We start from the raw sequence: 13,342 nt of genomic DNA, 5'->3' as shown, positions 1-13,342 counted from the left end.
TTTACTAAGAACGCTGGTTTTTAAGGTTAACGGCAAGCAGCGAATTTAATAAAAAGTTTTTAATATTTATTATTTTAGGAGATCCACCATGCCTGTAACTAACTTAGCGGAACTTGATGCTCTAGTAGCTCGCGTTAAAGCAGCACAAGAAGAGTTTGCAACATTCTCTCAAGAGAAAGTAGACGCAATCTTCCGCGCAGCTTCTCTTGCTGCTAACCACGCTCGTATTCCACTTGCTCAACAAGCAGTTGCTGAATCTGGAATGGGTATTGTTGAAGATAAGGTTATCAAAAACCACTTTGCATCTGAATTTATCTACAACAAATACAAAGACGAAAAAACATGTGGCATCTTAGAAGAAGATGACAACCTAGGCACAATGACTATCGCTGAGCCTGTAGGTATCATCTGTGGTATCGTTCCAACAACGAACCCAACTTCTACAGCAATCTTCAAATCTCTAATTTCTCTTAAGACACGTAACGGCATCATCTTCTCGCCACACCCACGTGCAAAGAACTCAACTAACGATGCAGCGAAACTAGTTCTAGACGCGGCTGTTGCAGCTGGTGCTCCAAGAGACATCATCGGTTGGATTGACCAACCATCTGTAGAGCTTTCTAACGCGCTTATGAAGCACGACGGTATCGCACTTATCCTTGCTACTGGTGGTCCAGGCATGGTTAAAGCAGCATACTCTTCTGGTAAGCCTGCTATCGGTGTTGGTGCTGGTAACGTTCCTGTAGTTATCGATGAAACAGCTGACATCAAACGTGCTGTAGCCTCTATCCTTATGTCTAAGACTTTTGATAACGGCGTAGTATGTGCTTCTGAGCAAGCTGCAATCGTAGTTGGTGAAGTATACGACGAAGTGAAAGAGCGTTTCGCTTCTCATAAAGCTCACGTTCTATCTAAAGCTGACGCTGATAAAGTACGTAAAGTTCTGCTTATCGACGGCAACCTAAACGCTAAAATCGTAGGTCAACCTGCTCCAGCAATCGCTGAAATGGCTGGTGTTAAAGTTCCTGCTGATACAAAAGTACTTGTAGGTGAAGGTCTTGGTAAAGTTTCTTACGATGACGAATTCGCTCACGAGAAACTATCTCCAACTCTAGGTCTATTCCGCGCAGACGACTTCGAAGACGCAGTTGCTCAAGCGGTAACTATGGTTGAAATCGGTGGTATCGGTCACACATCTGGTCTTTACACTAACCAAGATACTAACGCAGACCGCATTCGTTACTTCGGTGACAAGATGAAGACTGCTCGTATCCTAATCAACATCCCGACTACTCACGGTGGTATCGGTGACCTGTACAACTTCAACGTTGCACCTTCTCTAACTCTAGGTTGTGGTTCATGGGGTGGTAACTCTATCTCTGAGAACGTAGGTCCTAAGCACCTAATCAACAAGAAAACTGTAGCGAAGCGAGCTGAAAACATGTTGTGGCACAAACTACCTAAGTCTATCTACTTCCGTCGTGGTAGCCTTCCAATCGCAATGAGCGACCTAGAAGGTAAGAAACGCGCATTCCTAGTAACTGACCGTTTCCTATTCAACAACGGTTACGCAGATGACGTAGTTAGCCTGCTTAAAGCACAAGGCATCGAAGTACAAACTTTCTTCGACGTAGAAGCGGATCCAACGCTATCTGTTGTTGAGAAAGGCGCTGAAGCAATGAAGAGCTTCCAACCTGACGTAATCCTTGCTCTAGGTGGCGGTTCTCCAATGGATGCTGCTAAGATCATGTGGGTTATGTACGAGCACCCAGAAACTCACTTCGAAGAACTAGCAATGCGCTTTATGGATATCCGTAAACGTATCTACAAGTTCCCTAAAATGGGTCAAAAAGCTGAGCTTGTATGTATCACTACAACTTCAGGTACTGGTTCAGAGGTTACTCCATTCGCTGTTGTTACAGACGACAAGACTGGTGCTAAATACCCACTAGCTGATTACGAAATCACGCCAAACATGGCTATCGTTGATGCGAACCTAGTAATGAACATGCCTAAGTCTCTAACAGCGTTCGGTGGTTACGATGCAGTAACTCACGCTCTTGAAGCTTACGTATCTGTTCTAGCGAACGAGTACTCAGACGGCCAAGCTCTTCAAGCACTTAAGATGCTTAAAGAATACCTACCATCAAGCTACAAAAATGGTGCGGCTGACCCAATCGCTCGTGAGAAAGTACACAACGCAGCAACTATCGCTGGTGTAGCATTTGCGAACGCATTCCTAGGTGTGTGTCACTCAATGGCTCACAAAATTGGTGCTGAGTTCCACCTACCACACGGTCTTGCTAACGCACTACTTATCTCAAACGTTGTACGTTACAACGCGAACGATAACCCAACTAAGCAGACTGCATTCTCTCAGTACGACCGTCCACAAGCACGCCGTCGTTACGCTGAAGTTGCTGACCACCTAGGCCTAAGCCAAGCTGGTGACCGTACTGCTCAGAAGATTGAACGTCTACTGACTTGGTTAGAAGAGCTTAAAGTTGACCTAGACATCCCACTATCTATCCAAGCTGCGGGTGTTAACGAGTCTGACTTCATCGCTAAACTAGACGAGCTAGCTGTTGAAGCGTTCGATGACCAGTGTACAGGTGCTAACCCACGTTACCCTCTAATCACTGAGCTAAAAGAAGTGCTAACAACTTCTTACTTCGGCCAACCATACGTTGAAGGCGAAACTTTCGAAGGTACTACAGTTATCCTTAAGAAAGCAGACCAAAAGCCAGCTGAAGCGAAAGCGCCAAAAGCTAAAAAAGAAAAAGCTAACGCATAATAAGTAAGCATTAGTTTTGAGATAAGTTTTCGCTAGCACGATACTTATCTATCGGGAAAAGATGAAAGCCCCAGTCGAGAGACTGGGGCTTTTTTTATGTTTGGTTCGTTTGTAAAACGGATTGAAAGGCAATTGCTTTGCTACTCGATTTGAGTCGAGTCTGCTATGTTAATTTGGAATAGGGAGTTAAACCTCTGCCGCGACAACTCGCCCACTGAAGTAGTCATTCGAGACAATGTATTCAGTGGTTCGAGTCAACTCGTCTTGCAGCTGCGCCCAGTGACATCGGTTGAGCTTACCATCGGAGTTATGAACGGCGGGAACAACACCACCGACTCGAATACCAAAGGGAGTCAGCTCTTTCGCCCAACTATGGGTAAAGCCAGTGATCATCGAATTTGCACTCTCTAAGCCGGACACATCATGAAAGTCATCATGAGATATCACATTCACAATCACGCCTTCTTTATCTTCTTCTCGCAATCTCTCAGCACTGATTTGCCCGAATGCAAACAGGGTCGATGCCATCGACGAGAGATCATTAATAAAGCTACTGACAGGTTGATCGCCAATCAGACTTGGCATTGGGGAGCTTATCCAGTTATTGACCAGCACATCGGGTGTCGTGTTGAAGGTGGTTTGAATAAAATCATACACGCTGAGAATAGCTTGGCTGTCATTGCCTTTGAGCGTGTAGTGATAAACCGAGTCAGAAAAGCGGGCACACTGTAGATACGTCGCCTGGAGTGCTTCCGAGTCTTTATCACAAAGGATGACGGTGGCTCCAAGGTTAACAAAGTGGTTCGCAATCGTCCCTCCCAGTCGCGAGCCGGCAGATGTCACCAATATGATTGAGCTTTTTATTTCCATCCCAGTACCTAAACAAATCATCCGTGTCGGATAAGGATGGGTCAAATTTTATACAATGGGTGTGAATTGGTTCAAACTAAGGTATGCCGATTAATAAGTTTTTATGAATTTAGTGGCACGTCACATTTTGTAGTAACTTCAAGAGGTAATCGACAAACTGGAAATTATAGATGCCTAAGGCTAGTGATTCATATCACTTGTATCAATGAATTCGTAGGTGCACACAAGATGGGAAAAGAGGAGCCTTAAGAGAAAGTCAGAAAGGGGGAGCCAGTAACTACACCTGAGCTTGAATCTGATATTGACGCTGAGCGGTCGACAATTCGTTGTAGAGCGTGGCATGAGGCAAATCAGGCAAGTGTTTATTCGCCAATTTACGTCGATCATGACCAGAAAGGTTTTGATAAACCTCTTCGGGAAAGTCATGCGTATCTTCAGGCATGAAAGCAAGCGCTTCAGGTTTCAAGTAATGGCTTAGCTTTGCACTGGCAAGGCTTGCTTGATGAAACTGAGCCGACTGTTGAGCCGAAATTTCATAAGACGATTGGTCCGAGCGCAAAGGTTGTGGATCTGCTACGCCGAAGTGTTTACGTAGACGATCTTCATTTGTCTCGCTAACTTCAATGGTGTCGATGGGCGTGCAATCACGAACATCATTAGAAAACATAGATAACAACAACGCGAAATCTGCACGGCGACCTTGCTCAACCGCTTGGCTGATCCCGATGCCGAACTTCAGTTCGTTGATGATTCCTGCTTTGTCTAAAGTATGTATTTGCATGTTGCCTCTCATTCGATACACCTTTAACGGCATGGAGTCGGCAAACTTTAGTGTTTAATTACAGGCAAATAACGAATTTCTGCAGGGCTGATATGAAAGGTAGGGATAGGTGGAAACTACGGTCTGTTGATTGATGCTGATTTTTATCTTGGAGACGACAGATACAAAAAAGCTCACGCCGAGGCATGAGCTTTCAATAGATAACTCGCTATAGATAGCGCAGCGTAAGTAATAATTACTTAGCTAGGTTCTCTTCTACGAAAGACCAGTTTACTAGGTTCCAGAATGCAGCCATGTAGTCAGGGCGAACATTGCGGAAATCGATGTAGTAAGCGTGTTCCCATAGGTCAACAGTTAGAAGTGGAGTAACACCTTCTTCTGTTAGAGGAGTAGCAGCGTTAGAAGTGTTAACGATGTCTAGAGAACCGTCAGCTTTCTTAACTAACCAAGTCCAAGAAGAACCGAAGTTGTTGATTGCTGAATCAGTGAATTTCGCTTTGAATTCTTCGAAAGAACCGAATGCAGCGTTGATAGCTTCTGCAACAGCGCCAGTTGGTTCGCCGCCTGCTTTAGGAGCAAGACAGTGCCAGTAGAACGTGTGGTTCCAGATTTGAGCAGCGTTATTGAAAACACCACCAGTAGAAGTCTTAACGATCTCTTCTAGTGTTTTGCCTTCAAACTCAGTACCTGGGATAAGACCGTTTAGCTTAACAACGTAAGTGTTGTGGTGCTTACCGTGGTGGAAATCTAGCGTTTCTGCTGAGATGTGTGGTTCTAGCGCGTCTTTCGCGTAAGGAAGAGCCGGTAGTTCAAATGCCATTGCTCAATTCTCCATTGATATGAAAGAGTTAATTCTTTCGATTGCTTCCAGTGATATTATTATTCATGGCTCGCTATACTGCCAACCATGGTCAATTTGCTGACTTGCGATATAGTTTAGCAAGTTTTTACTTTATTAAAAGCTTATTTCATTACTTTTGTGTGAATTGTTAGCTTAGCTTGTTAACCGCTTTTTTTATATGGTTTTTATTCTTTTAGTTTGGGGTAGAATAAAGGCAATAAACGCCGTAATCCATTAACGAGGAAGCAATGGAAACTATCGATAAAATCAAACAGCAAATTGAAGAAAACACTATTCTACTGTACATGAAAGGTTCTCCTAAGCTACCTAGCTGTGGTTTCTCTTCTCAAGCGTCTCAAGCTCTAATGGCATGTGGCGAAAAATTTGCTTACGTAGATATCCTACAAAACCCTGATATCCGTGCAGAGCTTCCTGCTTACGCACAGTGGCCAACTTTCCCACAACTTTGGGTTGAAGGTGAGCTAATCGGTGGTTGTGACATCATTCTTGAGATGTTCCAAAAAGGCGAACTTCAGCCAATCATCAAAGAAGCAGCGGCTAAAGTTGCTGGCGATGACGCTGAATAAGTTCTAGCCTTTGCGCTGAATAGTTAAAATGAGGGGCCTTAATCAGGCTCCTTTTTTGTTTTAATTGATCGAATCATTGACTCGATAAGGAATGAACAATGAACGTAAAACTTCATTATGTGCATGATCCAATGTGCAGCTGGTGTTGGGGTTACAAGCCAACACTTGAGTTATTGAAACAACAATTGCCTGCGAGCATTGAGTTTAACTATGTAGTGGGTGGTTTGGCGCCGGATTCTGATGAGCCAATGTCAGAAGAGATGAAAGGCAAGCTGCAAGCGATTTGGAAGCAGATCGAAGCTAAGTTGGGTACTGAGTTTAACCATGATTTTTGGACAGAGTGCCAACCTGTTCGCAGTACTTACCCTGCGTGCCGTGCCGTGATTGCTGCAGGTTTTCAAGACCACTATGAAGCCATGCTTGAAGCGATTCAACATGCTTACTATTTGCGTGCGATGTTGCCACACAGCCAAGATACTCATCTGCAACTCGCTGAAGAGTTGGGTATGAACGTACAACAGTTTGAAAATGATCTTTCTAGCAAACTATTGGAAAGTGAATTGGATGACCAGTTAGGCTTTAAAGAAGCGATAGGCGTACATTCTTACCCAACGTTAATGCTTGAAGTTAACGGTATCTTCACTGAGGTTGCGTTGGATTACCATTCGTCGGAGACGACGCTTAAATCTATTCGTGAAGTACTTGTGAATAGCGCTCCTACTGCTTAGTTCAATGAGAGCTCTAACTCTCAATTAGTTCACACTACTTTGAAGGCTTACTTACAACAGTAAGCCTTTTCTTTTATCTGGCGCAATGAGTTTATTGAGGTGGTAAAGGGTAAGAGAGAATAAAAGAGCAAGATATATCCCAGATACAAAAAAGACCGCACGAGGCGGTCTTTGTAATAATAGCTTAGGTTCTTTACTACAGAACCTAATTACAGAACCATGGCTGCAATCCAACCGAATACGATCAGTGGGATGTTGTAGTGCAAGAACGTCGGTACTACGGTTTCCCATACGTGCTCATGTTGACCATCAGCATTTAGACCAGACGTTGGACCTAATGTTGAGTCAGAAGCCGGAGAACCTGCATCACCAAGTGCTGCTGCTGTACCTACTAGAGCGATCGTTGCCATTGGTGAGAAACCAAATGCTGCTGCTAGTGGAACGTAGATAGTTGCAAGGATTGGAATCGTAGAGAACGAAGAGCCAATGCCCATTGTTACCAGTAGACCAACCACTAGCATAAGTAGCGCTGCTAGTGGTTTATTGTCACCGATGCTAGTTGAAAGAGCTTCAACCAGAGATTCAACGCCACCCGTTTGCTTCATAACTGCCGCGAAACCTGCCGCTGCAATCATGATGAAACCGATCATTGCCATCATATGAACGCCCTTGGTGAAAACATCTTGTGTCTCTTTCCAAGCAATGACGCCACCGAAGGTAAATACCATGAAGCCCGCTAGAGCACCGATGATCATAGAACCCGTCGACAGTTGAACTGTTAGCGCTGCTACGATACCAGCCGCTGCAACTAGGATGTGCTTCTTGTTGATCTCTTTCACTTCTGTTGAAACAACAGTGTGAGAGGTTTCTTTGTATTGGCGAGGCTTACGGTAAGTAAAGAATACTGCGGTAAGAAGGCCGAAGATCATGCCTGCTGCTGGTAACAACATTGCCATAGGTACTTGGCTCGCTACAACGTTTTCAAGACCATTGTCGTGAAGGTTTTTAAGCAGGATGTTGTTTAGGAAGATGCCGCCAAAACCAATCGGTAACACCATGTAAGGCGTAATCAGACCAAAAGTAAGCACACACGCAACTAGACGACGGTCTAGGTTCATTTTTGCGAATACGCCTAGTAGAGGTGGGATTAAGATTGGGATGAAGGCGATATGTACAGGAATCACGTTTTGTGAAGACATGGTCACTAAGATCAACGACGCAAGGATGCCGTATTTAAGACCAGTCGATGCTGCACTGTTCTCTTTGCCGTGAATGCGTTTGATAACACTTTGAGCAAGGAGATCCGTTATACCAGAACGTGAGATAGCAACAGCGAATGTACCAAGCATAGCGTAGCTAAGTGCGATAGTTGCACCGCCACCTAATCCACTTTCGAAAGCCGCGACTGCGTCGTTCAAGCCCATACCAGAGGCTACGCCACCGATAATTGCGCTGAACGTGAGAGCAACGACTACGTTTACGCGCATCAAAGCTAAAACAAGCATGATGCAAACTGAAATTACAACAGGATTCATATTATTCTCGGGATGTTGTGTTTTTTATGAAGGCAATACGAGTGAACGTTTACCGACTCTATTTTTTATTCTTCGTCAACAAGAGGCCAACCACCAAGGGCTTTCCATTTGTTTACAATGCCGCAAAATAACTCTGTGGTTTTTTGCGTATCATACAAAGCAGAGTGTGCTTCTTTGTTGTCAAATTCCATCCCTGCAGTGCGGCAAGCTTTAGCCAAAACGGTTTGACCGTAGGCAAGACCACTAAGAGCTGCAGTGTCAAAAGTAGCAAATGGATGGAAAGGGACGCGTTTAAGCTTACAGCGCTCACTTGCCGCATTAACGAAGTTCAAATCGAATGTAGCGTTGTGAGCAACCATGATTGCGCGACTGCAATCTGAAGCTTTTTGTTCTTTTCTCACTAGCTTGTAGATTTCTTTAAGGGCTTCTTGTTCCGACACAGCACCACGTAATGGGCTAAATGGGTCTTTAATTCCGTTAAAGTCTAATGCTGCCTGCTCTATATTTGCGCCTTCAAAAGGCTCAATGTGAAAATGAAGCGTTGATGCAGGGTGCAGATCTCCGTTCTCATCCATTTTTAACGTAATGGCACAGATTTCTAATAATGCATCGGTTTCAGCGTTAAACCCTGCGGTTTCCACGTCGATGACCACTGGAAAATAGCCACGAAAGCGTTTTTTTAGGGTCAGAGCTTCGTTTTCTACAGTCATGTTAGCCCAAATAAGTGTTATTAAGGCTGCATTATTGCAGATAATAGCAGTGATAAAAACTAGGGAAGGGCAATAAATCATAAATTACCTAATCCATTGCGGCTTGATAATTGCATATTTAAACGTGAGAGAAAAATGCGGCAATTGGCTGCATTGTTAAACGAATTGCTTAAGAGATACTCCACTTTATGAAGAAACAACTCATAACAGGTTCAATGCTATTTTCGCTACTTATGTCGTCACCAGTAATGGCACAAGAAAAGCGTTACGGAGCATCTCCTCAACAGTCAACGTGGGAGATGGTGGCCAACACGCCACTCGAATGCCGCTTGGTTCACCCTATCCCAAATTTTGGTGATGCTGAGTTCTCATCTCGCGCGAGTAAAAAAATCATTTTGGACTTTGAGCTTAAAATGCGTCGCCCGATGGGTGCTACGCGTAATGTCAGCTTGATTTCGATGCCGCCACCTTGGCGTCCGGGTGAAAGTGCTGATCGCATGACAACCATTAAGTTCTTCCAACAATTTGATGGCTACGTTGGCGGTCAAACGGCGTGGGGAATCTTGAGTGAGTTGGAGAAAGGGCGCTACCCGACATTCAGTTACCAAGAGTGGCAGAGCCGCGACCAGCGAATCGAAGTGTCGCTGTCGTCGGTGTTATTCCAAGAAAAATACAATGTGTTCAGTGACTGTGTTGCTAACCTGCTGCCTTACAGCTTTGAAGATATCTCTTTCACTATTTTGCACTATGACCGTAACAGTGATCAGCTGAACAAGTCGTCGCGCAAAAGGCTGAGCCAGATCGCCGATTACGTTCGCTATAACCAAGACATCGATCTTGTGCTGGTGGCAACGTACACCGATTCTGTCGACAGCAAAGGTATTAGCCAAAACCTTTCAGAGCGCAGAGCGGAATCGTTAAGAGAGTACTTCAAATCTTTAGGCTTGCCAGAAGATCGTATCCAAGTTCAGGGCTATGGTAAACGTCGCCCGATTGCAGACAACAATTCGCCAATTGGTAAAGACAAGAACCGACGCGTTGTTATCTCTTTAGGTCGTACGCAGGTTTAAGCAGAATAATTGCTTGTTTTGAAATCAGATAGCCCGTCGTAATGACGGGCTTTTTTGTCTTTAAAATTTGGAGCCATTGTCTAAACGCAACTCGTTTAGTTCAAGCGGAAACGAGCGATCATTTCACAGTTGGTCGCGGTATCGATCTTTTCTACCATAGAAGCAATTTTAGGATTGGGATGGCGTTTCATGAAATCGATCAGCGCTTTCTTACAGCAACCAATAGAATCGATAAAGCTGGAACATTGAGTGTTAGGGCACTGCGGGATCAGTGTCAGCACTTTTTCTGAAGCCAATTGAAGATACTTGAGCTCGTATTCGGTATCACCAGCCCATCGCCAGAATTGCGCGAGATTGTGGCAAGAGATCACAGAGATCAGTAGGCGTTCGTCAGCCTGAATATCGGTACGCTCAGTGATTTCTTCGCTCAAGTTCAATGCTTGCTGATAGTGGAGAATACTTCGTACAGGATCGTCGAGCTGCAATGCAGTATCGGCAAGTAACGTGTGTTTTTCCCATTCGCTAATCATTGTATTACCTCACTAATCAATAGGTGTTTAATTTAAATGATAATCATTATCATGTAAAGTTTCATTGGTGAGATTGTTAATAATAATTGGTGAAGGGTATTGTTCGTGCGTGGAAACATAAAAAAGAAGCGAGCACAGTGCTCACTTCTTTTTTTCATTTCATCAGGCGTTCAAGCTCAAATTCGCAAAGAGGTTGAGGAATTAACCTTCTAGACCGGCACTTGCTTGTTTGTTCTGAATAAGCTCAATCATGTAACCGTCAGGATCTTTAACGAATGCGATGTGAGTAGAGCCGCCTTTAACCGGGCCAGCTTGACGTGTCACATTACCGCCTGCTGCTTTAATCGCATCACACGTTGTGTAGATGTCATCAACACCGATAGCAACGTGACCAAAAGCTGAGCCAAGGTCATATTCAGTCGTGCCCCAGTTGTAAGTCAGCTCAATCACTGCGCCTTGAGATTCGTCGCCAAAGCCAACGAAAGCCAGTGTGTATTCGTACTCTTTGTTTTCGTTCTTACGTAATAGCTGCATACCCATTACATTGGTGTAGAACTCGATAGACTTGTCTAGATCACCAACGCGTAGCATGGTGTGTAAAATACGACCGTTTGACATGATTTGCTCCTAGCTTTAATTATGTATACGTTTTTGTAATTCTGTTTTATGCCGCTGGATAAACGCGGCGCTTTTTTGGCCAATAGGCTTGTTAGCTTCTTTCGCTTAGGGCTAACAGCTTATGAGCCTAGACGTCCGTTTTCTCTTTGAACTCACACAAGTCTTCAATGATACAGCTGCCACAGCGTGGTTTACGCGCGACACAGGTGTAACGTCCATGAAGAATGAGCCAATGGTGGACATCCAGTTTGAATTCTTTGGGAATAACTTTGAGCAGCTTTGCCTCGACATCGTCGACGGTTTTACCCATTGCTAGCTTAGTTCGGTTTGATACACGGTAGATGTGAGTATCAACGGCAATGGTTGGCCAACCGAAAGCGGTGTTCAATACTACGTTAGCAGTTTTACGGCCAACACCAGGAAGGGCTTCTAATGACGCGCGATCTTCCGGCACTTCACCGTTATGTAGGTCAAGCAGCATGCGACACGTTTTAATGGTGTTTTCTGCTTTTGAATTAAATAGACCGATTGTCTTGATGTACTCTTTTAAGCCATCAACACCTAGGTCAAAAATCGCTTGTGGAGTATTGGCAACAGGGTAAAGCTTATCCGTGGCCTTGTTCACGCTGACGTCAGTTGCCTGTGCAGACAATAGAACAGCAATCAGCAGTTCGAATGGACTGTTCCAGTTAAGCTCAGTCTCTGGCTTTGGGTTGTTTTCTCTTAAACGCTCAAGTATTTCTACTCGTTTTACATTGTTCATAGCGACATTACTTTCAAATAGTTAGGGCTTGAGTTCCAGAGTGGGTATTCAATAAACTCTAAATGCTCAGGCTTTATCATCTGTTACGCGCTCTTATGAGCGTCATTATTATGTGTATTTGGTCAATCTAATTACCCGCTGAGCGGTTGAGCTACTCAGCAGGCTTTAAACTACTGTAACTCATTAAGCATTGGTAACGCGAGCGCGTTCAATGACTGGTTTTTCTTGTTTAGGCTGTCTAGATTTTGCTTGGTTGTCGATGATGTTTTTCAACGCAATCAAGAAACCAACACCAATAAAGGCACCCGGTGGAAGCAGGGCTAACAAGAAGCTGTTATCAAATTGGAATATCTGGATTCGTAATACAGAAGCCCAATCACCAAGAAGCAGGTCTGCACCATCAAACAGGGTGCCGTTACCGATAACCTCACGCATTGCGCCCAGTACAACCAGTACCGATGTCATGCCAAGACCCATCCAGAAGCCATCTTGAGCCGCTGGTAGCACTTCATTCTTTGAAGCGAAGGCTTCCGCACGACCAATGATGATGCAGTTGGTCACGATCAGCGGGATGAAGATACCCAAAGAGAGGTAAAGCCCATAAGCGTAAGCGTTCATCAGTAGTTGAACACACGTTACTAGCGAGGCAATGATCATTACGAATACTGGGATACGCACTTCTTTTGGTACGTGGTTACGAACCAAAGAAACAGAAACGTTTGAACCGACCAGTACAAGCAAGGTAGCAATACCTAGCCCAAGTGCGTTAGTGACTGTTGACGATACAGCCAGCAGCGGACATAACCCAAGAAGTTGCACTAGGGCAGGGTTATTGGCCCACATGCCATTTTTGATCAGTGTTTTATGGTCACTCATTATTCACCACCACAATTTAGAGGTTGAGCAAGCAATGCTTGGTTGTTTTGGTTAACGTATTGAACCGCTTGTTTGACTGACTTCACGACCGCTCTAGGTGTGATGGTTGCGCCAGTAAACTGGTCAAAGTCACCACCGTCTTTACGAACCTTCCAACGGTCAAGATTAGAATTTGTTACTTGTTTGCCTGCAAACGAAAGAACCCAATCACTTACACGCAAATCAATCTTATCACCCAAACCTGGAGTTTCTTGGTGAGAAAGCACGCGAGTACCTAAAATAGTACCGTCGATCTTCATTCCAACAATCACTTTAATCGCGCCGTTGTAGCCGTCAGGGGCAATCGCTTCGATCGCAATCGCACTCGGCTCACCATTGATTTTAGCAATGTAAGCCGGCATCGCTTGCTCAGTTCCAAGCTCTTCTGCTTGAACCAAAGTACAAGACGAAAACAGCTCGTTGTCGTGCAGATCGTGTGGGATCACTTGGTTAAGCACAGACAGTAACTGAGCCTGTTCTTGTTGTTTGATTTGATCTTTGGTCAGGTAGTGAGTTACCGCGACCAAACCCGTCGAAGCGCAGGCAAAAATCGCAAGTACAAGACCGTTTTTCTTAATTGCATTTAGCATAGTATCTGCT

General features: G+C 44.4%; 14 protein-coding genes. 4 read left to right on the top strand and 10 right to left on the bottom strand.

From position 1 onward, the window contains the following. Window positions 1-88 precede the first annotated feature (88 nt). Window positions 89-2,794, top strand: coding sequence for a bifunctional acetaldehyde-CoA/alcohol dehydrogenase (adhE, locus tag AC3CH3_RS10585; RefSeq protein ID WP_017056490.1), 2,706 nt, complete (start codon window positions 89-91; stop codon window positions 2,792-2,794). A 186-nt stretch (window positions 2,795-2,980) separates the two neighbouring features. On the opposite strand, the gene AC3CH3_RS10580 is transcribed toward adhE, so the two are convergent. The 3 genes from AC3CH3_RS10580 to sodB all read right to left on the bottom strand — a co-directional run bounded on the left by AC3CH3_RS10580 (window position 2,981) and on the right by sodB (window position 5,265). Next, window positions 2,981-3,664 carry an SDR family oxidoreductase gene (locus AC3CH3_RS10580; RefSeq protein WP_019823804.1) on the bottom strand — a complete coding sequence of 228 codons (684 nt, stop codon included), beginning with the start codon at window positions 3,662-3,664 and terminating at the stop codon, window positions 2,981-2,983. 277 nt (window positions 3,665-3,941) lie between these two features. Continuing rightward, entirely contained in the window at window positions 3,942-4,445 is a 504-nt protein-coding gene (locus AC3CH3_RS10575; RefSeq protein WP_264158385.1) for a VC2046/SO_2500 family protein, read from the bottom strand. 235 nt (window positions 4,446-4,680) lie between these two features. Further along, the gene (sodB, locus tag AC3CH3_RS10570) at window positions 4,681-5,265 is read right to left on the bottom strand and encodes a superoxide dismutase [Fe] (RefSeq protein ID WP_004734050.1); all 585 of its coding nucleotides are present in this window, start codon (window positions 5,263-5,265) and stop codon (window positions 4,681-4,683) included. A gap of 269 nt (window positions 5,266-5,534) precedes the next feature. On the opposite strand from sodB, the gene AC3CH3_RS10565 reads away from it, so the two are divergent. Together AC3CH3_RS10565 and AC3CH3_RS10560 are read left to right on the top strand one after the other, a co-directional pair. Then, a complete protein-coding gene (locus tag AC3CH3_RS10565) occupies window positions 5,535-5,873 on the top strand; it encodes a Grx4 family monothiol glutaredoxin (protein WP_004741702.1) in 339 nt (112 codons plus the stop codon). A 98-nt stretch (window positions 5,874-5,971) separates the two neighbouring features. Further along, window positions 5,972-6,601 carry a DsbA family protein gene (locus tag AC3CH3_RS10560; RefSeq protein WP_488537115.1) on the top strand — a complete coding sequence of 210 codons (630 nt, stop codon included), beginning with the start codon at window positions 5,972-5,974 and terminating at the stop codon, window positions 6,599-6,601. 209 nt (window positions 6,602-6,810) lie between these two features. Here the strand turns inward: AC3CH3_RS10560 and AC3CH3_RS10555 are convergent, their stop codons facing one another. Both AC3CH3_RS10555 and rnt read right to left on the bottom strand, forming a co-directional pair. Next, on the bottom strand, window positions 6,811-8,136 hold the full coding sequence (locus AC3CH3_RS10555) for a Na+/H+ antiporter family protein (protein ID WP_048659751.1): 1,326 nt from the start codon (window positions 8,134-8,136) through the stop codon (window positions 6,811-6,813). A gap of 65 nt (window positions 8,137-8,201) precedes the next feature. Then, window positions 8,202-8,846, bottom strand: a complete 645-nt coding sequence (rnt, locus tag AC3CH3_RS10550) for a ribonuclease T (protein WP_017061178.1) — start codon at window positions 8,844-8,846, stop codon at window positions 8,202-8,204. Window positions 8,847-9,034: 188 nt separating this feature from the next. Between rnt and motY the strand changes: the two genes are divergently transcribed. After that, window positions 9,035-9,916 carry a flagellar protein MotY gene (gene motY, locus AC3CH3_RS10545; protein WP_004734048.1) on the top strand — a complete coding sequence of 294 codons (882 nt, stop codon included), beginning with the start codon at window positions 9,035-9,037 and terminating at the stop codon, window positions 9,914-9,916. Window positions 9,917-10,011: 95 nt separating this feature from the next. Here the strand turns inward: motY and AC3CH3_RS10540 are convergent, their stop codons facing one another. The 5 genes from AC3CH3_RS10540 to rsxG all read right to left on the bottom strand — a co-directional run bounded on the left by AC3CH3_RS10540 (window position 10,012) and on the right by rsxG (window position 13,332). Continuing rightward, window positions 10,012-10,446, bottom strand: a complete 435-nt coding sequence (locus AC3CH3_RS10540; RefSeq protein ID WP_004734047.1) for a DUF2753 domain-containing protein — start codon at window positions 10,444-10,446, stop codon at window positions 10,012-10,014. Window positions 10,447-10,647: 201 nt separating this feature from the next. After that, on the bottom strand, window positions 10,648-11,064 hold the full coding sequence (gene gloA / locus AC3CH3_RS10535; RefSeq protein ID WP_123283437.1) for a lactoylglutathione lyase: 417 nt from the start codon (window positions 11,062-11,064) through the stop codon (window positions 10,648-10,650). 127 nt (window positions 11,065-11,191) lie between these two features. Continuing rightward, window positions 11,192-11,827, bottom strand: coding sequence for an endonuclease III (gene nth / locus AC3CH3_RS10530; RefSeq protein ID WP_488537114.1), 636 nt, complete (start codon window positions 11,825-11,827; stop codon window positions 11,192-11,194). Window positions 11,828-12,010: 183 nt separating this feature from the next. After that, a complete protein-coding gene (locus AC3CH3_RS10525) occupies window positions 12,011-12,703 on the bottom strand; it encodes an electron transport complex subunit E (RefSeq protein ID WP_017099961.1) in 693 nt (230 codons plus the stop codon). Next, window positions 12,703-13,332 (bottom strand): electron transport complex subunit RsxG, encoded by a 630-nt coding sequence (gene rsxG, locus AC3CH3_RS10520; protein ID WP_488537113.1) that lies wholly within the window; start codon window positions 13,330-13,332, stop codon window positions 12,703-12,705. Before rsxG ends, AC3CH3_RS10525 begins: the two co-directional genes overlap by 1 nt. Window positions 13,333-13,342 lie beyond the last annotated feature (10 nt).

This window comes from Vibrio sp. QJM3NY_35, assembly GCF_057785915.1.
This window is presented reverse-complemented; position numbering and strand designations above follow the sequence as displayed.

Excerpts from the sequence above, each read along its gene's own strand:
- gloA (WP_123283437.1), bottom strand. The coding sequence starts at position 11,064 with ATGTCAAACGGTCGTATTTTACACACCATGCTACGCGTTGGTGATCTA.
- motY (WP_004734048.1), top strand. The coding sequence starts at position 9,035 with ATGAAGAAACAACTCATAACAGGTTCAATGCTATTTTCGCTACTTATG.
- AC3CH3_RS10580 (WP_019823804.1), bottom strand. The coding sequence starts at position 3,664 with ATGGAAATAAAAAGCTCAATCATATTGGTGACATCTGCCGGCTCGCGA.
- rsxG (WP_488537113.1), bottom strand. The coding sequence starts at position 13,332 with ATGCTAAATGCAATTAAGAAAAACGGTCTTGTACTTGCGATTTTTGCC.
- AC3CH3_RS10555 (WP_048659751.1), bottom strand. The coding sequence starts at position 8,136 with ATGAATCCTGTTGTAATTTCAGTTTGCATCATGCTTGTTTTAGCTTTG.
- adhE (WP_017056490.1), top strand. The coding sequence starts at position 89 with ATGCCTGTAACTAACTTAGCGGAACTTGATGCTCTAGTAGCTCGCGTT.
- rnt (WP_017061178.1), bottom strand. The coding sequence starts at position 8,846 with ATGACTGTAGAAAACGAAGCTCTGACCCTAAAAAAACGCTTTCGTGGC.
- nth (WP_488537114.1), bottom strand. The coding sequence starts at position 11,827 with ATGAACAATGTAAAACGAGTAGAAATACTTGAGCGTTTAAGAGAAAAC.
- AC3CH3_RS10525 (WP_017099961.1), bottom strand. The coding sequence starts at position 12,703 with ATGAGTGACCATAAAACACTGATCAAAAATGGCATGTGGGCCAATAAC.
- AC3CH3_RS10575 (WP_264158385.1), bottom strand. The coding sequence starts at position 4,445 with ATGCAAATACATACTTTAGACAAAGCAGGAATCATCAACGAACTGAAG.
- sodB (WP_004734050.1), bottom strand. The coding sequence starts at position 5,265 with ATGGCATTTGAACTACCGGCTCTTCCTTACGCGAAAGACGCGCTAGAA.
- AC3CH3_RS10540 (WP_004734047.1), bottom strand. The coding sequence starts at position 10,446 with ATGATTAGCGAATGGGAAAAACACACGTTACTTGCCGATACTGCATTG.
- AC3CH3_RS10565 (WP_004741702.1), top strand. The coding sequence starts at position 5,535 with ATGGAAACTATCGATAAAATCAAACAGCAAATTGAAGAAAACACTATT.
- AC3CH3_RS10560 (WP_488537115.1), top strand. The coding sequence starts at position 5,972 with ATGAACGTAAAACTTCATTATGTGCATGATCCAATGTGCAGCTGGTGT.